This is a genomic window from Bradyrhizobium sp. USDA3516 (assembly GCF_057651995.1).
Genome location: NZ_JBYGYN010000003.1, coordinates 165349 through 185804, shown reverse-complemented (window position 1 = coordinate 185804; position 20456 = coordinate 165349). Strand labels below are relative to the sequence as shown.

The following is a 20456-nucleotide window of genomic DNA, read 5'->3' as shown; positions in this document are numbered from 1 at the left end:
CCGCGTTGCGGCTTCACACATCGTTAGGGAATGCGGCGGGGATGCCGCATTTTGCGCGGCATTTTTGCAACGCTCGCAAGGCCCGCGCGTGCAGGGTGAGAAAAAATCAACCTTAAAAATTAGGGTTAAGTGGCGCTTAAACATTTGCTGCCATCGTCCTCCCCGTGAGTTTCCAGAACGTGAGGCGCTCGTATTCAGCCTCACCCGGCCATAAGGACGAAGCCAATGCGTAGCGTTAAGTCTCTCCTTGCCGCGGGTGCGGCAACCCTGATCTCGTCGATGGCGTTCGCCGCCGATATGCCGATCGCCGCCCCCCCTCCGATGTACGCGCCGCCGGCTCCGCCCGCCGACTTCGGCGGCTGGTATCTGCGCGGCGACATCGGCATGACCAACCAGAGCGCCAAGCGCATCGAGAGCAGCCTGCCGGCCGGGTACTCGAAGACGACGGAAGGCCTCGGCTTCGACTCCTCGCCGCTGTTCGGTCTCGGCGTCGGCTATCGCTTCAACAACTGGTTCCGCGCCGACGTGATCGGCCAGTACCGGGGCAAGGCCAATCTGCACGGCAGCGACAACGTCGTCGGACCCGGCTTCGTCGGCGTCAACAACTACACCGGCAGCAAGTCCGAGTGGCTCGTGATGGCGAACGCCTATGTCGACCTCGGCACCTGGTGGTGCGTCACGCCGTTCATCGGCGCGGGCGTCGGCGGCTCCTACAACAAGCTCAGCGGCTTCCGCGACGACGGTGTCTCCTACAACCCGCTGCTCAACAACAGCGTCGCCTACTTCGCCGACAACGGAAAGTGGAACCTCGCCTGGGCCGCTCACGCCGGTCTTGCCTACAAGGTCAATCCCGGCTTCACCGTCGAACTGGCCTACAGCTACATGAACCTCGGCGATGCCGCGCCCGGCAACTACCGGCTGTTCGACAACAGCGCCTCGGGCCCGACCTCGATCAAGGTCAGGGACATCACCTCGCACGACGTCAAGCTCGGCGTGCGCTGGGATCTCAACAGCCCGCCGGCCTACGTGCCGCCGCCGCTGGTCACCAAGGGCTGATCGCAAGCTGATCGGTTAGGACTCCTTAACGGCGCGGGATCATCCCGCGCCGTTTTGCTTTGCGTATTTTTCATGGCGAGGGGCGCCGAAGGCGTCCGACGCAACCATTGGTTAAGGTTAACAGGCGATGATCACCGCAACAGTTCGAGTCCATGGAGCGTGGTGATGCGTAGGCTGGTGTTGGCAGCGGCGATGTTGGGAACGGTGTCTGCCGCGCAAGCGGCCGACATGCCGGACCTGCCCGTGCTGCGCGGCGGCTTCGCCGATGGGTTGTCGAAGACGACCCGTAACTGGGACGGCTACTACGCCGGTGGTCACTTCGGCTACACGTCCGACTCATCCGATTTCGGCCAGAGCGTGGTCGGCCTCACCAACTACATCTTTCGCGACAGCGTGCTCGAGCAGCCGACCTCGACATGGTCGCTCCTCAGCAAGAACACGGCGCAGAGCACCAACTTCGGCGGATATGTCGGCCGCAACTGGCAGTGGTACGATGCCGTGCTCGGACTCGAAGGGACTTACACCTACTTCAGCAATCTCAAGACCGCGTCGAGTGGCTCCAACTCTCTGGACATCGTCAACCCGCCTGGCGACACGGTGCCGCCGGGTGCCTACAACCATTGGGGCGTGACTCTGACCGGGGCCGCCACGGCTCGGGTCAAGGATATGGTCACGTTGCGCGGCCGCATGGGTTGGGATGGCGGCGACTTCATGCCGTATATTTTCGGCGGCGCTGCCATAGGCCGCATGGATGTGTCCCGCACGGTGACCAGCGACGTTACCAAGCGGACCGATACGACGGCGACCGATATATTGGGCAACACCGTCATCGTGACGGGACCGACCTTTCCGGTTCCGGCTCAGTCGCAAACGCAGAGCCAGCACAAGACCAACGCCTTCGTAGCCGGCTGGACCGCCGGTATCGGGCTCGAATACTGCCTATGGGGCGGCTTGTTCGCGCGCATCGAATACGAATATGTGCAGTTTTCACCCGTCATGAACACCTCGGTGTCGCTGAACAACGCGCATGTCGGACTCGGCTATAAGTTCTGAGCCTGTCCCCTCTGGTTGACAACTTTCTCGCCTCCTGATGCTCTGTCGCCCGAAATGGGGCGGCAGCGATGAAGATCTACGGCGACAGCAATTCCGGCAATTGTCTCAAGGTGAAGTGGGTCTGCGACAAGCTCGCATTGCCCTATCAGTGGATCGAGACCGACACCCGCAAGGGCGAGACGCGCACGCCGCAATTCCTGAGGATGAACGGCGCCGGCCAGGTGCCCACGATCGCATTCGACGACGGCCGCACGCTGGCGCAGTCCAACGCCATCATCCGCTATCTCGCCCGCGACAGCGCGCTGGTTCCGCGCGACGCCTTCACGGCGGCCAAGATGGACGAATGGCTGTTCTGGGAGCAGTACAGCCACGAGCCCTATATCGCCGTGTGCCGCTTCCTCATGGTCTATCTCGGCAAGGATGCCTCCGAGCTCGATCCTGAAAAGGTCAAGCGCGGCTATGCGGCGCTCGACCGCATGGAACAGCATCTCGCCGGCAGCCGCGTCTTCGTCGGCGACGAGGTGTCGCTCGCCGATGTGTCGCTGCTCGCCTATACGCGCGTCGCGCATGAAGGCGGCTTCGACCTCGGCCGCTATGCCTCCGTCCGCCGCTGGATCGGCGACGTCGAAGCGTTTCTCGGCCTTCCGCCGGCACGCTGAGGTGCGGAGTCGTCTGACATGAATGCCGAAGCCGTGTCCATCCGTCCCGCGCGCCGCGAGGACGTCGCCGCGATCGTGGCGATGCTCGCCGACGATCATCTCGGCCGCGCGCGCGAGCGCGTTGAGGATCCGTTGCCGGCCGCCTATTACGACGCATTTGCGCGGGTCGCGCGCGATCCGAATCTCACGCTGGTGGTTGCCGAGAGCGAGGGCAGGGTGGTCGGCTGCCTGCAACTCGCGATCCTGCCGGGCATCAGCTCGCAGGGCGGCATTCGCGGCCTGCTCGAGGACGTTCGCGTTGCCGCCGATTGTCGCAGCCGCGGCATCGGCGAGCAATTGGTGCAATGGGCGGTGACGGAAGCAAAGGCGCGCGGCTGCAATCTTGTCGAGTTGCTGACGCATCAGACGCGCGTCGATGCGCAGCGCTTCTACAAGCGGCTCGGCTTCACGGCGAGCCATGTCGGCATGACTGTCCGCTTTTGAGGCAGCGCAATGCGGGCTGCGCAAGCGGCGAAAGCGGGCTTTTCATTCGCTCGTGTTAAGAGCCGGTAAACTACCGCTCCGTCGTTCACATTGATGAAGGAACGAACGGTGCTACGGGGGCATCTGACACCGGGCTCGCTCGGTTGGGACATTTCAATGACAAGCTATTCGATGATCAAGGTCGGCAACGACTACGTCGTGCAGGCCAATGACAAATGCATTTTGAAGGTCGGCAGCCGCCGCAAGGCCGCGCAATTGATCAGCGATGCCACGGACTTGCTGAATGCTCTGACTGTTGTCGAATCCCCCGAGATTGCACCGGAAGCGCCATCACTGGCGCGTGAGGCCCCGGAACTTCCTTGACGGACCTTCCCGATTCCCGTATCAGCCGCGGCGGGACACCTCCCCCCAACGGGAGGCTTACTATCTGGAAGGGTAGATCATGACCGTAGCGAAGCCCGCTTCGCGGCCGACCGTGCCGCATTTCTCCTCCGGCCCCTGCGCCAAGCGCCCCGGCTGGAACGCCCAAAATCTCAAGGACGCAGCCCTCGGCCGCTCGCATCGCGCGAAGATCGGCAAGACCAAGCTCAAGCTCGCGATCGACCTGACGCGCGAAGTGCTCGAGGTCCCCGCCGATTACCGCATCGGCATCGTGCCGGCCTCCGATACCGGCGCGGTCGAGATGGCGCTGTGGTCGCTGCTCGGCGCACGGCCCGTCACCACGCTCGCCTGGGAATCCTTCGGCGAGGGCTGGGTCAGCGACATCGTCAAGGAATTGAAGCTCAAGGACGTCACCAAGCTGAATGCGGCTTACGGTGAGATCCCCGATCTGTCGAAGGTCGATCCCAAGACCGACGTCGTCTTCACCTGGAACGGTACCACGTCGGGCGTGCGCGTGCCGAATGCTGACTGGATCAGCGCGAGCCGCGAAGGCTTGACTATCTGTGACGCGACTTCCGCCGCGTTCGCGCAAGCTCTTGATTGGTCCAAGCTCGACGTCGTCACCTTCTCCTGGCAGAAGGCGCTTGGCGGCGAGGCCGCGCATGGCATGCTGATCCTGTCGCCCCGCGCGGTGGAGCGGCTCGAGACCTACAAGCCGGCCTGGCCGCTGCCGAAGATCTTCCGCATGACCAAGGGCGGCAAGCTCAACGAAGGCATCTTCGTCGGCGAGACCATCAACACGCCGTCGATGCTCTGCGTCGAGGATTATCTCGATGCGCTGAACTGGGCCAAGTCGATCGGCGGGCTCAAGGCACTGATCGCGCGCGCCGACGCCAACACCAAGGTGCTGGCGGACTGGAAGGCGAAGACGCCCTGGATCGACTTCCTCGCCAAGGATGCTTCGATCCGCTCCAACACCTCGGTGTGCCTGAAGTTCACCGATCCCGCGATCACCTCGCTGTCCGAGGACGCGCAGGCGGAGTTCAGCAAGAAGCTGGTTTCCCTCGTCGAGAAGGAAGGCGCGGGCTACGACTTCGCCTATTACCGCGACGCGCCGGCCGGCCTGCGCATCTGGTGCGGTGCCACGGTGGAAGCAAAGGACGTCGAGCTGCTGACGCAGTGGATCGACTGGGCCTTCGCCGAGACCAAGGCCACGCTCGCGAAGGCGGCGTAAGCTCTTACCCTCCCCTGGAGGGGGAGGGTCGACGCACCGCCAGGTGCGGCGGGGTGGGGTGATCTCTCCACACGGCACACCGGCGATTTTCTTCGTTGCGGCTTCACCCCACCCCGGCGCTGCGCGCCGACCCTCCCCCTCCAGGGGAGGGTGTGAAGGACACATCCCATGACCAAGCCTAAAGTTCTCATTTCCGACGCGCTCTCGCCCGCTGCCGTGCAGATCTTCAAGGACCGCGGCATCGAGGTCGATTTCCAGCCCAATCTCGGCAAGGACAAGGACAAGCTGGCCGAGATCATCGGCAATTACGACGGCCTTGCGATCCGCTCCGCGACCAAGGCGACCGCCAAGATCCTCGAGAAGGCGGCGAAGCTGAAGGTGATCGGCCGCGCCGGCATCGGTGTCGACAATGTCGAGATCCCGGCCGCGACGGCCAAGGGCATCATCGTGATGAACACGCCGTTCGGCAATTCGATCACGACCGCCGAGCACGCCATCACCCTGATGCTGGCGCTGGCCCGCGAGATCCCGCAGGCCGACGCCTCGACCCAGGCCGGCAAGTGGGAGAAGAACCGCTTCATGGGCGTCGAGATCACCGGCAAGGTGCTCGGCGTCGTCGGCTGCGGCAATATCGGCTCGATCGTCGCCGACCGCGCGCTCGGCCTGCGCATGAAGGTGATCGCGTTCGACCCGTTCCTGTCGCCGGAGCGCGCGAAGGACATCGGCGTCGAGAAGGTCGAGCTCGACGATCTGCTCAAGCGTGCCGATTTCATCACGCTGCACACGCCGCTGACGGAGAAGACCAAGAACATCATCGACGCGGCCGCGATCGCCAGGATGAAGAAGGGCGTGCGCCTGATCAATTGCGCCCGCGGCGGCCTCGTCGACGAGCAGGCGGTGGTCGATGCACTCAACGCCAAGCACATTGCGGGTGCCGCCTTCGACGTCTTCGTCGAGGAGCCCGCGACCAAGAGCGTGCTGTTCGGCCATCCCAACGTGATCTGCACGCCGCATCTCGGCGCCTCCACCACCGAAGCGCAGGAGAACGTCGCGCTGCAGGTCGCCGAGCAGATGTCGGATTACCTGCTCACCGGCGCGATCTCGAATGCGGTCAACTTCCCCTCGATCACGGCGGAAGAAGCGCCGAAGCTGAAGCCATTTATCGCGCTCGCCGAGAAGCTCGGCTCGTTCGCCGGACAGCTCACCGAGAGCGGCATCCTCAAGGTCGAGATCACCTATGAGGGCCACGTCGCCGAGATGAAGATCAAGGCGATCACCTCCGCGGTGCTGTCGGGCCTGCTGCGGCCGATGCTGGGCGAGGTCAACGTGGTGTCAGCGCCGGTCGTCGCCAAGGAGCGCGGCATGGTGGTGGACGAGATCGTCCGTGCCGCCCAGAGCGACTATGAGAGCCTGATCACCGTCACCGTCACGACCGAGCGGCAGGAGCGGTCGGTCTCGGGCACCGTCTACGCCGACGGCAAGCCGCGCCTCGTCGACATCAAGGGCATCCGCGTCGATGCCGAGTTCGGCAAGTCGATGATCTACGTCACCAACGAGGACAAGCCGGGCTTCATCGGCAAGTTCGCGGGGCTTCTGGGCGACGCCAAGATCAACATCGCGACGTTCCATCTCGGCCGCGTCGCCCCCGGCAGCGATGCCATTGCGCTGGTCGAGGTCGACGGTGCCGTGCCCGCGGATGTCCTCGCCAAGGTGCAGGCCCTGCCGCAGGTCAAGCAGGCCAAGGCGCTGACGTTCTGATCTCGCGTTCTCTCCTCTTGCGTCATGGCCGGGCTTGTCCCGGCCATCCACGCCTTTCTCACGTCAAGACCTGGATGCCCCAGTCGAAAATGCTGTCCGACCTACCCACTTGACGGGAAAAGATGGGGCTTCACCCCTTTTCGTTCATCGGCGGATATTCGCCAAACCGATCGTTGTATGAACTGAGCAGCCAGCTCTCAGCTCGCGGTGCTCCTATGACCTCATCGCCTTTGTGATCAGTCCAGTGCTCGGTGTAGGCCCAATCAACGGCCAAAGAGGACCAAGGATACTTTTGCTGCCGCGCGTCATAATAATCCCACGCCTGAGTGACGTGATGCTCTCGCTTCGCAAGCTGCATGAGGCGAGTTCTAAGGATTGACCAGCCTCGTTTGCTGCCCGCCCGTCCAATGTAAATTGTACCGGTCGGGTCTACTCCGCAAAATCTGCCTATCGAGACGCCCGGCACGAACACCCGGTACACTCCGTACCACTGACTCGTATACTTGGATGACGGTAGCAAGCCGTAATTGTCTCTCAGTTCCGAAAGGAGGCGCGGCTTGACCCAGGAATACTTGACGGCTGTCTGAATTTCTCTGTGGTCATGGTGGACCTTTCCCAGTTGAAATCTAGGCGTCCAAAGCGTTCGCCGGAGAAAGGTCGGAACGCGATCTTCCCAGCCCGGCCAGACATCGCTATCCCTCAAGAGGGGGAGCAGCTTTCGGGCTTCTGCGAGGGCGTCGTCGGCAGTGTGCACGTACTCCCTGCCGTACTCGATCTCCCCGTCGTCATCTTCCTCTGGCGCAATCACGAAAACTCCTGCAGTATTGCAAGGCTTGCTGATTGTCCGGCGCGCACCCTGAACGCGCGCGGTGATTGTGCAAAAGCGTGGTTTGCAACGAGGGCATTCCTTTATCGTTGGGAGTCCGCCCCGATATTCATTGCTGCCTTGACGGCAAGCCATCACTGAATCGCCGTCGCAAGGCCAAAATGCCAAGCGCTAAGAGCGAGCTGGACTGTTGGGCTCGCTCGAAACTCCGGGAGCATGCTCAACAATAAATCGGGCGCGCTGCAGAAGCTCGTCAAAGGTTACAATCTCGGGCCGCCATGTATGTCTCCGATAAAGTTCGAATGAACGGTATTTCGGCACATTGATGCCCGCGGCCGTTTGAAACTCGCCTAAAGACCCTACGACGAGGCAGGAGCGCGGTTCGATGTTGAATAGCAGTTCGCCAGTGGGATCACCGATTTCATCTTGGGGATACAGCGTTTGACCAATCGCCTCGACCGCGGCATGAACAGTCGCTTGAATTTGCGCTACGCCACCCACTAGCTCCGCCGACGGAGCCCATGCCCCCGGCCGATATTGAGCTGCTCCCAGAAGAGTGGTGTCATGCCTCTTTATTTCAATGAAACATAGCGAGCCGATGATGCCTCTCGTCTTCATCAGAGCGTCGGAACGCTTTCCGGCGCCCGTCAGATCTCGTCCCCGAACAATTGTTTCGAGTTTGCGGTGATCGAGCTTTGATAAGAATTGGTACGAAAGTCCGTATCCAAATATCCAAGCATTCGCTTCAAAGAAGCTTTGCCAAACTTCTTCGGGTTTGCATTGCAGTCGATCGCGTTCTTCAACAAAAAACTGCTCATCTTGCAATAGTGCCTCGAAATATTTCAATTGCTTCCGGCGATAACCAAGCGCGATAAGATCTTGCGCTACGTCCTCCTGCTGTGCCAACTCTAAGAACAGTGCGGAATTCTTTTCGAACAGACGGCGTGCCTGGCTTTGATCGAGAATGATCTCTCGTAACACGTCGTCAGGTAGGTGAACCTTCGCAGCTCCGTCGAGCGGCACTGTTCTCACACCTGCAATGAAATTGATCAGTGTTTCAATCTCTTTGCCGACGAACGAGAAATATTGCTTATCTTGCGGCCCTGTCTTGGTGTGCCGCTGAATTGTTAGAGTCCGAATGGATCGGTCATCTTCAAGAAATGCGGCCTTAATTTCGTAGCGGCCACCCGGCGTCTCGCGAAGCACGATCTCGTCCTGCAGGCTTCCAAACCGCAGGCCAGGTTGACCGTCGATTATATGCGAGGCGATCCGCATCTTCTCGCCACCCGCCGCAGAGAAGCGCCGACTGATAATTGTCTTGTCTGTTCTTCGTTGGAAGAACATTTTCCGTTCATCGTATTCGTCGCTCACGATGCACCACCAAGAATTCTCGGGCTACGAACTTGAGTTGCCCTGGTCTTTTGATGACTTATGCTGCACGTGCCAAAGCAACTAATGTGGGTCGCCGCTTCGCGAAGTCTTTCTGCACTTCCACTATAGCGTTTAGCAGCGGCTCAAATCCTGTAAAATCGATCCTGCTGCGCTCTGGTTTTACAATCTTGGTTGCGAAATCAACTTTCGAATACCACTTTCCGAGATCTTTCTCTTTTCCCGTCCTATCGAATTTCCTCCCGTCCAACGTTCGCGCCAAAAGAGACGGGGCAAACAAATCCTCGATCGCGGTGGTCGCGCCCTTTTTCGGCACTGGAACAACGTAAAGGTTTTCGAAGGCATAATAAAATGGGTCCATGCCCCCAACAATCGTGCCCAGAACGCTCCCTAAATACTTAAATAGACCTGTAGACCCGGAGTCGTTATCGACGATCATGATGACGGGCTGCACAAAGCCGTGCTTGAAGTGCGACAACCGTGAACGGTAGTCGATCAGTAGGTTTTTTAGCTGATCGCTTCCACCTGATAGTTTTTGAAATATCGCTGACGTTTTCGTGCAATTGAAAAAGTCGACCCGCAGTCCGATCGTCGGGTCTGGGTTGATTAACTCTGGAAATTTCGCGCCGAGTGCGGTGATGGCGCTCCTTAGATAGATATTGTCTGTCTTACCCTCGCAAATGATCCTTGGCCTCACAATCCCGTAGAAGGCTCGGTAGTCCAAAAATCTGCGATACAACTGCGCGAAGCTCTTTTGTTCCGTCCACCAGTCCGAAGTATTTAGACCGCGAATGTGGAAAATAAAACTCATAGCACCTGCGAGAGCGCTGTCGGGTATGACTTCACGCTTCTCGCCGCGCGGTATGTAACAGTATCCGTGCTCGAACAGATGATCACACTGAACGCGAACGGTCTTGTAATACTCATTCCGTACATTGACTTTCTTATTGACGATGAGGCCTGTGGCATCTTGACGAGAGTCGCGACGCTGCATTCGCGTCTTTTCGTGATTCAACTTAAATCCTGATCGATGGACATACCTAACCAGTCCATCGCCCGCCATCCAGACGTCGGTTGAGCCCGTTTTCAGTCTGGCAATGAGGTCAGGAAAAACCCTTTCATTGGTCGAGAATGTTAGATCGTCCACATATCGAGTGTATGTGCATCGACCGGAATTGGCGATCCGGTTTAGGTGAATATCGAGCACATGCGCGATGAGATTTGATATCACGGGAGAGCATGGACTTCCTTGAGGAAGCTCGTTGTTGTGACATGCTATTTGTCCGATGATTGTCGCAATATTGGGCGCTAGCTGAAAATTGCGGTCCTTTGCGAAAAAGCCCAGAACTCGGCCAAAATTGATCGACGGGAAGAAATCCTTGAGATCGGCATTGAAGACGTACCGCTTGTTTCGATGGGCGGCAGCATTCGTAACGATAGAGAAATCTTTCTTGAATCCGTGAGAAAGCACGCATTGACTCCGTGCACGCGATTTCTCCATCTCGGCCTGTATACCTAATAGTAGCTTGGCTAGTTTTGTCTGGACCATCTTAAGGCGCGGCTTGGGGGCCGTGATTGTCCTCCATCCGCCCCCCTTTTTTGCAATCTTGAATGTTTCGTACTTCTGCTCTGGTGGCGTCCAGTAGAGGATGTATGAAAGTGATGCTGGCTTTATGTCCAACACGCGAGCTAATTGCGGAAGGGTTTGCGCCGCCCTTAATTGAACGAGACTTGTCATGGCAAGAACGGCTTGCGGATACTCGTACGCCAGATGATCATAGCGACCATAGCGATCCATAGGAGCGCGCATTCGGGCGCGCATTCATATCAACTGTCGCGAACCACAACAGCAAAATCTATCCGCAAGCCGTGGTTGTATTTGAGCAAGTTGAGCAATCAGGAGCAAGTCTTGTGGTTACTTATCAACAGGACGAGAGCAGTAATCGTCTTTTGGACTCGCAGCTGCACCCCGTTGCTCTCTGTCTCTGCTGCACAGGATGCCCGACAGCCGCGCTCTTCTCAGACCGAAAACCCTGGCGTTTCGCGTAAGGGTAGTCGTCGAGGCGTAGACGGCGGCGCATGCCGCCGGTGTGCTGAACAAATGTGCCCCTGTGATGAAGCGCGGTTGCTGTGCGAGCGACGACAATCGTTCTCTGTCTGACACCATCTATATTCCGACGTGCGGAACAACTTCGCCTCGCCCGCGGGAGGCGGCGTTTTATTTTCCCCGCGACCTCCTGACTTTGTGTACCAATGGCGTCAGGACGCTCCGTTCCAAATCGTTCGACAAGGGAGAAAACAATGCGTGAAGCCGTCATCGTTTCCTATGCGCGCACGGGCCTGGCGAAATCCGGCCGCGGCGGGTTCAACATCACGCCGCCGATGTCGCTCGCGGCCCACGCCATTCACCACGCGGTGGACCGCGCCGGCGTCGAGAAGGACTATGTCGAGGACTGCTATCTCGGCAATTGCGCCCATGGCGCGCCGAACATCGGCCGCCAGGCCGCGCTGCTCGCGGGCCTGCCGAAGACCACCGCCGGCGTGTCGGTGAATCGCTTCTGCTCGTCGGGCCTGCAGACCATCGCGATGGCCGCCAACTCGATCCGTTCCGACGGCGCCGATTGCATCGTCGCCGGCGGCGTCGAAAGCATCTCGATTCCGGGCGGCGCCACGCCGAAGGAATCGGTCGATCCGGAACTGCTCAAGGTCGCCCCCGACATCTTCATGGCGATGATCGACACCGCCGACATCGTCGCCGAGCGCTACAAGCTCAGCCGCGAATATCAGGACGAGTTCTCGCTGGAATCGCAGCGCCGCATGGCCGCGGCCCAGCAGGCGAACAAGTTCAAGGACGAGATCGTCCCGATGAAGACCAGGATGAAGGTCGTCGACAAGCAGACCAAGGCCGAGAGCATCGTCGATTACGTCGTCGATCGCGACGAATGCAATCGCCCCGAAACGACGATGGAAGGATTGGCAAAGCTCGAGCCGGTGAAGGGCCCCGGCAAGTTCGTCACCGCCGGCAATGCCAGCCAGCTCTCGGACGGCGCCGCCGCCGTCGTGCTGATGGAAGCCAAGGACGCCGAGAAGCGCGGCCTCAAGCCGCTCGGTCGCTTCGTCGCCTGGGCCACCGCCGGCTGCGAGCCGGACGAGATGGGCATCGGCCCGGTGTTCGCGATTCCGAAGCTCTTGAAGCGCACCGGCCTCAAGATCGACGACATCGATCTGTGGGAGCTCAACGAGGCCTTCGCCAGCCAGTGCCTGTATTGCCGCGACCAGCTCGGCATCGATCCCGCCAAGTACAACGTCAACGGCGGCTCGATCGCGATCGGCCATCCCTTCGGCATGACCGGCGCCCGTCTCACCGGCCATCTCTTGCAGGAAGGCGCCCGCCGCAAGGCGAAGTGGGGCGTGGTGACGATGTGCATCGGCGGCGGCCAGGGCGGCGCCGGCCTGTTCGAGATCTACAGCTGAGCCGATCCGAAAGTCGGCGGTTCGACATTCTGGACACGGCGCCGCAAGGCGCCGTGTTTCGCTTTCGGAACCCGCTTGTGCACTCGAACGTGCACAGAGGCGAGTATTTCCAGGAATGCACGTATTTGTACGTGCTCGCAAATTAACGGAAGATTTTACGCATTATTGCTTCATCAACCGTATCGACCACGACCGGATTCTCGTTCCGATGCGGCTCTCCCTTCGACTCACCCACAAGATCACTGCGATCGGCGTCATTGGTGTCATCGGCGTCGTCCTGATCGGCGGCATCCACTTCTATGGCGAACGCGCCATGGGGATCTATCGCGACGCCGCCGAGGATGCGCGCACCGTGTTCGAGCTGAACAACAGGATCGCGGTCGAGCTGCTCGAGGCGCGCCGCGCCGAGAAGGACTTCCTGCTGCGCAGCGATCCGGCCAAGGCGCAGCGCCAGGTCGAGATCAGCCGGCAGGTGGCGCTCGACATCGACACGCTCCGCGGCAAGATCGCGGCGCTCGGCCGGCCCGAGCTGGCGCAGAAGATCGATGCGATGAATGCGTCGCTGAAGACCTACCAGGCGCGCTTCGCCGCGGTGGTCGAGGAACGACAGCGGCTCGGGCTCGACGAGAAGTCCGGCCTCGAAGGCCGCTTGCGCGCCTCCGTCCACGGCATCGAGAGCCAGGTCGATCAGTTCCAGAATTCGCAGCTCAAGGTGATCATGCTGATGATGCGCCGGCATGAGAAGGATTTCATGCTGCGTCGCGACGCCCGATATGGCGAGGAGATGAAGAAACGCGCCTCCGAATTCGCCGCTGGCCTCGACGCGGCAGCCATTGCCGACGGCGCCAAGGCCGAGCTGCGCCAGAAGCTCGCCGACTATCAGCGCGACTTCTCCGCCTGGATGGAGACCGCGCTGAAGCTGGCGGCCGAATCGAAAGCGATGTCCGAGGCCTTCTCGTCGGTCGAGCCCGTGATCGAGCAGGTCTCGACGTCGGTCGACCGCATCCGTGCCGACGCCGACCGTCTCAACGACGCCGAGCGCACCAGCATCCAGTTCTGGATCGCGGTCGCGATCGCGCTGATTGCGACGGGCGTGCTCGGCCTCGGCATCTTCATCGGACGTTCGGTCTCGCGGCCCTTGACCGCGATGCGCGCGGCGATGATCGAGCTCGCCAACGGCAATTTCGCCGTCGTTCTTCCCGGGCTCGGCCGTCTCGACGAGATCGGCGAGATCGCGCAAGCCGTCGAGACGTTCAAGATCAACGCCGAGCGGAAGGCGCAGCAGGAGGCCGAAGAGAAGATCAGGCAGGACAAGCTCGCCGCCGAGCGCCGCCGCGCCGACATGATCAGGATGGCCGACGATTTCGAGGGTGCGATCGGCGAGATCGTCGAGACCGTGTCGTCGGCGGCCAACGAGCTCGAGGCGTCGGCGACGTCGCTGACCACGACCGCGAGCCGCTCGACCGAGCTTGCCACGCTGGTCGAGGTGGCGTCCGAGGAAGCGGCGACCAACGTGCAGTCGGTGGCGTCCGCCGCCGAGGAGCTGACCGCGTCCGTGAACGAGATCAGCCGCCAGGTGCAGGCCTCCGCGCGCATGGCGGGCGAGGCCGTCACCCAGGCCGGGCAGACCAACGACCGCGTCAGCGAATTGTCCAAGGCGGCTGCGCGCATCGGCGACGTGGTCGAGCTCATCAACGCCATCGCCGGCCAGACCAATCTGCTCGCGCTGAACGCCACCATCGAGGCCGCGCGCGCGGGCGAGGCCGGACGCGGCTTTGCCGTGGTGGCCTCGGAAGTGAAGGCGCTGGCCGAGCAGACCGCGAAGGCGACCGGTGACATCGGTCAGCAGATCTCGAGCATCCAGGTCGCGACGCAAGACTCCGTCGGCGCGATCAAGACCATCGGCGGCACCATCGAGCGCCTGTCCGAAATCTCCTCCACCATCGCGGCCGCGGTGGAAGAGCAGGGCGCCGCGACCAGCGAGATCTCGCGCAACGTCCAAAGCGCCGCCGCCGGCACCACGCAAGTCAGTGCCAACATCAGCAGTGTCAGGCAAGGCGCGACCGAGACGGGATCGGCCTCCTCGCAGGTGCTGTCCGCGGCGCAATCGCTGTCGAACGACAGCAGCCGGCTGAAGATCGAGGTGAGCAGGTTCCTGGAGACGGTGAGGGCAGCGTAACCAGATGTAAGGCGCGCGCCGCTCTTGCCGCACGTCATTGCGAGCGGAGCGAAGCAATGCAGAATCTTTCTGCGGCGGCAGCTTGGATTGCTTCGCTGCGCTCGCAATGACGGCGACGCCTACGCCCCCGCCAGCGCGGGTGCGAGCACCACCTCGATCAGCGTGCCGTGGCCGGCGCTCTTGATGTTGAACCGGGCGCGGTTGGCTTCGACCAGCGCTTTCGTCAGCGACAGGCTCAGCGCCGAGCTGTCGGCGGCATCGCCGGGCGGCGGGGTGCGGAACGGCTCCATCGCGGCGGCGACTTCGCGCTCGGAAAGGCCATGGCCGGTGTCGCGGATGCGCAGCGCGATCTCGCCGCGATCGGTGAGCGCGGTCGAGACGATGACCTGGCCGCCGGCGCTGGCGAGCCGGATCGAGTTCGAGATCAGGTTCATGGTGATCTGCCGCATCGCGCGCGCATCGACGCTCACCTGCGGCAGCGCATGGGCGAGCGAGGTGCGGATGATGATGCGCTCGCGGTTGGCCTGCGGCTGCATCACCGTCACGCAGGCTTCGACCAGGTCGTTGAGGTTCAAATTCGCAAAGTTCAGATCGAGCTTGCCGGTCTCGATCCGCGACAGCTCCAGCAAGTCGTCGATGATGGCGATGACGCGCTCGCCGGAAGCGCGAATGTCCTTCATGTATTCGCCGTAGCGCTCGTTGCCGAGCGCGCCGAAGCGCTCGGAGATCATCACCTCGGCAAAGCCGATGATGGCGTTGAGCGGCGTGCGGATCTCGTGGCTGATCCGCGCCAGCATGTCGGCCTTGGCGTTGGCCGCACCGTCGACGAGGCGGCGGGCCTTCGTCAATTCGCTCTCGCCCTTCTTGGCGTGCGAGAGATCGCGGAACACGGCGAAGAAGTTCGGCCCTTCGGGGCGCGTGCGGCCCATGATCATCGCGAGCGGGATGACGCCGCCCTTCTTCTCGCGGCCCAGCACCTCGCGGCCGTGATCGAGCAGGCTGGAGATGTCCTGGCTCTTCAGGCTTTCGAGGTAATCGGCGACGATCTGCTGGCTCTCCGGCGCGAACAGCGTCAGCAAATTCTGCTGCAGCAGCGCCTCGCCGTCATAGCCGAACAGCGCTTCCGCGCTGCGGTTGCAGGCGTGGATGTTGCCTTCGGCATCGAACATCACGATGCCCTCGGCCGTGGTGTCGAGGATGGCGGCGAGATCCTCGGCGTCGGCATCGCCCGCTGAAGGCTCCGCGTCCGCGGCGTCAGGCTCTGCGGCCACCACCGTCTCTGCGACGGCAGCCGCCGCGGCGATCGGGGCCGCCTGCGGCAGCGCGCAGATCAGCGCATGTGCGCTGTCGCCGTCCCACTCGATCGCGTGCAGATGCGCTTCCGTCGCGGCCGGCGGCGCTTCGCCGTTCGGAGCCGTCGCGCTGATCGTGACAGGCGTGCCGCCCTGCGAGGTGCTGCTGGCCGCCGACACGCCCGGCTCGACATAGAGCGCATCCAGCCCGCCGGCATGCTCCAGCGCGTTCAGGCTGTCATAGCCCATGCGCGCGAGGAAGGCGGGATTGGCGTAGAGCAGGCGGTCGAGCCGGTAGATCAGGATGCCCGTCGGCAACAGATCGAGCAGTGTGCGGTCGCGCGCGCTCATCCCCCGCGGCGGCGGTGCCGGCTCGGTCAGCCATTCGGCTGCGGCCTGCGGCGGCTCCGGCTCCGGCTCCGGCGCTTCGGCGCTGATCTCCGCCACCGGCTCGGCGGCGTCGGTCGCGATGGCCTCGCGCTCGCGCTCGAGCCGCTCGGACAATTGCCGCGCGAGTTCGTTGAACGCGCTGTTCTCGACCGGCGTCAGCGTCGGAGGCCGGGTATCGCCGGCGGCGCGGAACGGCACGACATTGGGAGGCGTTTCCACGGGCGTGTCCAGTTCGGTTGGGTGTGAAGTCGTCTCGCTTGTGGGCGCTGGCAGGTCGGGTTCGGCTTGCGGCTCGGGCTCGATCGGTGCGATCGGCGATGCCGCCGCTGCTCCCCCCTCTGTTTCCGCCTGCGCTTCAGGCTCGTCCTCCGCATCGGGCGCGACGGCCTCAGTTGTGCGATCCTGCGGCGGCGGCTCGACGAGCAGCTCGAAGCGCCTGAGCGCCTCGAGCCGGTTGAGCGCGTCGAGATCGCGGCAGACGCCGAAGCCGCGGAAGCCGGCGAACTGACGGTTTCGGTCGTAGACCGGCAGGCCGGCGAGCTCGACCGGAATCTGCTCGCCGCCGTCGGCCGGCCAGTTCACTGTGATGCCCGCCCAGGTGTCCTGGCTTTCGAGCGCCTTGGCCACGCGCCCGTCGGGATCGAGCGAGAATTCCGCGGCGATCTCGCGCCAGGGGCGGCCGAAGCCGGCGGCCGTTTGCGTGCCGATCAGGCGGATGAACTCGTCGGAGCCGAGCACGAAGCGGCCCTCGTCATCCATCTGCCAGAGGAAGCGCAGCGGATGCTGACGCGGTGCGGGCGGCTCTTGGTGGCTCGAAGAGTCCTGACCCGAAGAGTCCTGACCAGAAGAGTCCTCGCCCGAAGAGCACTGGCCCGAAGTCGGCTCGACCATGCCTGCATTGATCGGCGCTGGCTGCGGCGACACAATGGCTTGCGGCTGGTTTTCAACCGGAGTTTTGGCTGCCTCGGGGATGATCGGCTCGGGCGTGGGTGCGATCGTCTCGGCGGGCAGTTCGGCCGGTTCGGTGAAAGCGTCGAACAGCGCAATGGCAGACGGCGCCTCGTCCGGCGCGGCCTGCGAGTGCTCCGGCACCGTGTCCGGAGGCTGCGCGGGCGCCACGTCGGGCGCGGCCTCGCCCGCCGCCGTGGCGGCGGCCGGCTCGATCAGCGCGACCAGGCCGATATCGGCGCCGCTGCCGACCCGCTGCAGCACCATCTGGCCGATGCCGATCGGCGTTGCGGCGCGGCCGTTGGCCAGCGCATCGCTGCGGGCGCGGTCGAGGCCGGCCTCGAACAGATCGCGGAAGCCGAGCAGGGAGCGCGCGGCCTCGCTCGCGCCGACGAACTGCCCGTCCGGCGCGAACGCCGCCATCGGCACCTTGGCGCCGGCGACCAGCCGATGCAGCCGTTCGACCAGCGGCATGGTGCGCAACGTCGGGTCCATGGCGATGACGAGCACGCCGTGACTTCCGTCGGCAAAGTCGAGCCGCGCGCAAGCACAGGTCATCAGCGCCCCTAACCGGGCGCCGAAGCCGCCCAGCCGCTGCAGCCGCATGGCGCCGCCTCCCGGCAGCTGACGGGCGAGCCGCACGACCTGGCGGCGATGGCCGTCGGCGGGGCCGAACACCTTTTCCGCAAGGCCAGCGCTGCTCGCCGCGCCGAACAGCTTGGCGCCGACCGGATTGGCCCACAGCACGCGCGCGCCGTCGGTCGACCACAGCCAGGCCGGCAGGGCAGAGGTCGCATGCACGGCCAGCCGCGGATCGTCCACCCCTCGCAACTGGAAATCCGAACGCGTCATCAGGCCGGCTGCATCTCACGCATGCTGTGGCGCTGCCGGAATGGCAGCCTTAAGAAAGAGTTAGTATCGCCCGCGCGTGCGGGCAGGTCCACGGCCCAAAGCCTCCAAGCGGCGATAACCTTAATCCCGGCAACCCTGCAAGCCGAGCCGACGTTGCATCCAAGGGATTCGCGCGCAGGGGACGCAACAAACAGCGCCGCACCATTGGTGCCCATCCTCCCCTGGAGGGGGAGGATCGGTTCGCGCGCAGCGCAAACCGAGGTGGGGTGACAGTCTCTCCTCACAGGCAGTCCCCGAGGGGAGAGATCCCCCACCCCGCTCGCGCTGCGCGCGATCGACCCTCCCCCTCCAGGGGAGGGTAACAGAGCCGACCGCACTCCCCCTCAACCCCCGGTTCCCACATACCGGAACCTCATCCTCACCGAGATTAAATTTCGCATCGCACCCGTCTGCCGCATTGCGATGCACAATGTTGACATGATAGGCAGCCATAGTTCTGGCGCTGGGCGAGCCATCTCTTTGTTTCGCGTTTCCAGTCTTCGTACCCGCTCAATGCGCGAGGGCCCATGGTCGGGGCCGGCGGGCGCGCCAGAAGGCTCACTCCATTTTTTCAATTAGCGTGAGGGACCAACATGACAGGTGCGACTGATCCGTTTTCTGCCTCGATCATTCCGTTCGAGGTTCCCGAGCAGGTGCGTGCGTTCGCCGAGAAGGGCGCGGCGCAGGCCCGCGAGAACTACGCCAAGTTCAAGGACGCCGCCGAGACCCATAACGGCACCGTCGAAGCCGTGTTCACCTCGGCCTCCAAGGGCGCGAGCGAGTACACCGCCAAGCTGGTCGAGTTCATGAAGGCCAATTCGAGCGCCCAGCTCGACTTCGCCCAGCAGCTGTTCGGCGCCAAGTCGCCGACGGAAGCGATGGAGCTGTGGACCGGCCACGCCCGCAAGCAGCTCGAGACCTTCCAGGCCCAGGCCAAGGAGCTGGTCGAGCTGACCCAGCGCGTCGCCAATGAGACCGCCGAGCCGATCAAGGCCAGCGCGTCCAAGTACTATCCCTCCGCCGCCTGAGCGGCCGGTTTGGTGTGAGATGCGAAGCCCGGGCCCGAAAGGCCCGGGTTTTTTTCGCCTCTCCCGCTTCGCATTTGGGAAGGTCGTCATGCCCGGGCTTGTCCCGGGCATCCACGTTCTTGGCGCCGCGCACGAAGGCTGTGGATGGCCGGGACAAGCCCGGCCATGACGGTGTGGAAGCAAAGCGCCCATAACCGCGCGAGCGTCATATGCGGCCCGCGCAAGCGGCACCGGGCAGCACAGCCCTCGATCCCCGCCAGCACGCTCAATTTCCCTGCACCGACGGTGATGTCCGCCGGCTTTTCACCCCATTGCGGCCTTGCCAAACGGGGCCGTTGCACCTAGTTTCCGCCCCGTCCAGCCCCCTAGGTCGACGGCCTCTCAGGCACCCTTCAGGGCGGCTCGCCAGGATGCAGTTGTAGCTCAGTTGGTTAGAGCGCCTGTCTGTGGAACAGGAGGTCGGTGGTTCGAGCCCACCCAACTGTACCAATGATCGCGATGATTGATTGGCGCGCGATGCATTGCTCCGACTGCTGAATTTCGACTCATTGTCAGACGGCTAAAGCGCTGGCGGAGGATTGCTCACGCACTACTTGGCGTTGCCGGGGGTGCGGGGGAGCCAAGTGCGACGACGCTTGAATCCATCCCTGCATATGCTTAGATGCCAATTGGCCGAGTTCTTGAGGCATTTGGCACAATGCCTGCCGAGGAAACCATGAGCAAGAAAGAGCGCAGCGGCAAAGGCGCTGTTCGAGTTTCTTTGCGGGGCGTTCGCGCCTCCGACTCCCTGACGAACAAGGAGATCAAGGCGATTGCAGCGTCGGCCCTTACTCAGCGGCCCGACCATAAGAGGGGGTCTCATAGATCGGCCAAGTCGGCGGAACCTGAACGCCGGTCAGCCGCCGAGCCGGACCAGTCCTATCAACCGCGACCCGGCGCGGTCGTCGTGCGTGGGCATTTCGACGCGGTCACCGGACTCTCGACCGTCACCGATGCGCCTTCACTTGGGCTTGGCAAAAGCGCACTCGATGAAGCGCATCCTTCGGCCGAGCTGTTCGACGTCGTGATCGATGCAAACAGCCTGTTTCGCATCGAGCCCGCCGCGCTCAAGCGCCTCTCGAATTACAGCGACGATGAAATCCATGCGCTCGTCGTGCCCAAGCGAACGCTGGCGCGGCGGCTGTCGGATGGTGAGCCGCTGACCATTGAGGAGACCGACAAGGCGGTGCGGCTGGCGCGGGTCGACCGGCTTGCCGCAAACGTGTTCGGCGATGCCGCGAAGGCGCACCGCTGGCTGCGCAAGCCGAAGAAGGCGCTGGGCGGGGAGACGCCGCTCGCATACCTCGCGACGGAAGCGGGCGCGCGCGTGGTCGAGGAGATACTGCATCGGATCGATCACGGCATCCTCGCTTGAG

General features: G+C 62.8%; 15 protein-coding genes and 1 tRNA gene. 12 read left to right on the top strand and 4 right to left on the bottom strand.

The features are described from left to right. Positions 1-225: 225 nt before the first annotated feature. The 7 genes from AC24YW_RS11025 (at position 226) to serA (ending at position 6624) form a co-directional block, all read left to right on the top strand. Complete coding sequence (locus tag AC24YW_RS11025; RefSeq protein WP_487482759.1) at positions 226-1056, top strand: outer membrane protein; 831 nt, start codon at positions 226-228, stop codon at positions 1054-1056. 165 nt (positions 1057-1221) lie between these two features. Continuing rightward, positions 1222-2109, top strand: coding sequence for an outer membrane protein (locus tag AC24YW_RS11020; protein WP_487482758.1), 888 nt, complete (start codon positions 1222-1224; stop codon positions 2107-2109). Between the two features lie 68 nt (positions 2110-2177). Beyond that, positions 2178-2768: a glutathione S-transferase family protein gene (locus AC24YW_RS11015; protein WP_487482757.1), complete on the top strand. Its 591-nt coding sequence runs from the start codon at positions 2178-2180 to the stop codon at positions 2766-2768. An 18-nt stretch (positions 2769-2786) separates the two neighbouring features. Continuing rightward, on the top strand, positions 2787-3251 hold the full coding sequence (locus AC24YW_RS11010) for an N-acetyltransferase family protein (RefSeq protein ID WP_487482756.1): 465 nt from the start codon (positions 2787-2789) through the stop codon (positions 3249-3251). A 156-nt stretch (positions 3252-3407) separates the two neighbouring features. Continuing rightward, positions 3408-3614, top strand: coding sequence for a hypothetical protein (locus tag AC24YW_RS11005; protein WP_487482755.1), 207 nt, complete (start codon positions 3408-3410; stop codon positions 3612-3614). A gap of 79 nt (positions 3615-3693) precedes the next feature. After that, the gene (locus tag AC24YW_RS11000; protein WP_487482754.1) at positions 3694-4866 is read left to right on the top strand and encodes a phosphoserine transaminase; all 1173 of its coding nucleotides are present in this window, start codon (positions 3694-3696) and stop codon (positions 4864-4866) included. Between the two features lie 168 nt (positions 4867-5034). Then, positions 5035-6624 carry a phosphoglycerate dehydrogenase gene (gene serA, locus AC24YW_RS10995; RefSeq protein ID WP_487482753.1) on the top strand — a complete coding sequence of 530 codons (1590 nt, stop codon included), beginning with the start codon at positions 5035-5037 and terminating at the stop codon, positions 6622-6624. 130 nt (positions 6625-6754) lie between these two features. Here serA and AC24YW_RS10990 read toward each other — a convergent pair whose 3' ends face one another. From AC24YW_RS10990 to AC24YW_RS10980, 3 genes are all read right to left on the bottom strand, one after another. Next, complete coding sequence (locus AC24YW_RS10990; protein ID WP_487482752.1) at positions 6755-7432, bottom strand: hypothetical protein; 678 nt, start codon at positions 7430-7432, stop codon at positions 6755-6757. A 189-nt stretch (positions 7433-7621) separates the two neighbouring features. Continuing rightward, on the bottom strand, positions 7622-8821 hold the full coding sequence (locus tag AC24YW_RS10985) for a Shedu immune nuclease family protein (RefSeq protein ID WP_487482751.1): 1200 nt from the start codon (positions 8819-8821) through the stop codon (positions 7622-7624). Between the two features lie 58 nt (positions 8822-8879). Further along, positions 8880-10661, bottom strand: coding sequence for a retron Ec67 family RNA-directed DNA polymerase/endonuclease (locus AC24YW_RS10980; protein ID WP_487482750.1), 1782 nt, complete (start codon positions 10659-10661; stop codon positions 8880-8882). A gap of 479 nt (positions 10662-11140) precedes the next feature. On the opposite strand from AC24YW_RS10980, the gene AC24YW_RS10975 reads away from it, so the two are divergent. Next, positions 11141-12313, top strand: coding sequence for a thiolase family protein (locus AC24YW_RS10975; RefSeq protein ID WP_487482749.1), 1173 nt, complete (start codon positions 11141-11143; stop codon positions 12311-12313). 208 nt (positions 12314-12521) lie between these two features. Further along, entirely contained in the window at positions 12522-14492 is a 1971-nt protein-coding gene (locus tag AC24YW_RS10970) for a methyl-accepting chemotaxis protein (protein ID WP_487482748.1), read from the top strand. A 119-nt stretch (positions 14493-14611) separates the two neighbouring features. Here AC24YW_RS10970 and AC24YW_RS10965 read toward each other — a convergent pair whose 3' ends face one another. Then, positions 14612-17974, bottom strand: coding sequence for a PAS domain-containing sensor histidine kinase (locus AC24YW_RS10965; protein ID WP_487482747.1), 3363 nt, complete (start codon positions 17972-17974; stop codon positions 14612-14614). A gap of 632 nt (positions 17975-18606) precedes the next feature. On the opposite strand from AC24YW_RS10965, the gene AC24YW_RS10960 reads away from it, so the two are divergent. The 3 genes from AC24YW_RS10960 to parS all read left to right on the top strand — a co-directional run bounded on the left by AC24YW_RS10960 (position 18607) and on the right by parS (position 20455). Then, positions 18607-19041, top strand: coding sequence for a phasin (locus tag AC24YW_RS10960; RefSeq protein WP_157287940.1), 435 nt, complete (start codon positions 18607-18609; stop codon positions 19039-19041). A 412-nt stretch (positions 19042-19453) separates the two neighbouring features. Beyond that, positions 19454-19530 (top strand) — tRNA-His (locus tag AC24YW_RS10955). A 226-nt stretch (positions 19531-19756) separates the two neighbouring features. Continuing rightward, the gene (gene parS / locus AC24YW_RS10950; protein ID WP_487482746.1) at positions 19757-20455 is read left to right on the top strand and encodes a type II RES/Xre toxin-antitoxin system antitoxin; all 699 of its coding nucleotides are present in this window, start codon (positions 19757-19759) and stop codon (positions 20453-20455) included. The last annotated feature ends 1 nt before the right edge of the window (position 20456 follow it).

Bases quoted from the DNA above. Each gene is read 5' to 3' on its own strand.
- AC24YW_RS11025 (WP_487482759.1), top strand. From the start codon at position 226: ATGCGTAGCGTTAAGTCTCTCCTTGCCGCGGGTGCGGCAACCCTGATC.
- AC24YW_RS11010 (WP_487482756.1), top strand. From the start codon at position 2,787: ATGAATGCCGAAGCCGTGTCCATCCGTCCCGCGCGCCGCGAGGACGTC.
- serA (WP_487482753.1), top strand. From the start codon at position 5,035: ATGACCAAGCCTAAAGTTCTCATTTCCGACGCGCTCTCGCCCGCTGCC.
- AC24YW_RS10975 (WP_487482749.1), top strand. From the start codon at position 11,141: ATGCGTGAAGCCGTCATCGTTTCCTATGCGCGCACGGGCCTGGCGAAA.
- AC24YW_RS10970 (WP_487482748.1), top strand. From the start codon at position 12,522: ATGCGGCTCTCCCTTCGACTCACCCACAAGATCACTGCGATCGGCGTC.
- AC24YW_RS11000 (WP_487482754.1), top strand. From the start codon at position 3,694: ATGACCGTAGCGAAGCCCGCTTCGCGGCCGACCGTGCCGCATTTCTCC.
- parS (WP_487482746.1), top strand. From the start codon at position 19,757: ATGAGCAAGAAAGAGCGCAGCGGCAAAGGCGCTGTTCGAGTTTCTTTG.
- AC24YW_RS10960 (WP_157287940.1), top strand. From the start codon at position 18,607: ATGACAGGTGCGACTGATCCGTTTTCTGCCTCGATCATTCCGTTCGAG.
- AC24YW_RS11015 (WP_487482757.1), top strand. From the start codon at position 2,178: ATGAAGATCTACGGCGACAGCAATTCCGGCAATTGTCTCAAGGTGAAG.
- AC24YW_RS10965 (WP_487482747.1), bottom strand. From the start codon at position 17,974: ATGACGCGTTCGGATTTCCAGTTGCGAGGGGTGGACGATCCGCGGCTG.
- AC24YW_RS11005 (WP_487482755.1), top strand. From the start codon at position 3,408: ATGACAAGCTATTCGATGATCAAGGTCGGCAACGACTACGTCGTGCAG.
- AC24YW_RS11020 (WP_487482758.1), top strand. From the start codon at position 1,222: ATGCGTAGGCTGGTGTTGGCAGCGGCGATGTTGGGAACGGTGTCTGCC.
- AC24YW_RS10980 (WP_487482750.1), bottom strand. From the start codon at position 10,661: ATGCGCGCCCGAATGCGCGCTCCTATGGATCGCTATGGTCGCTATGAT.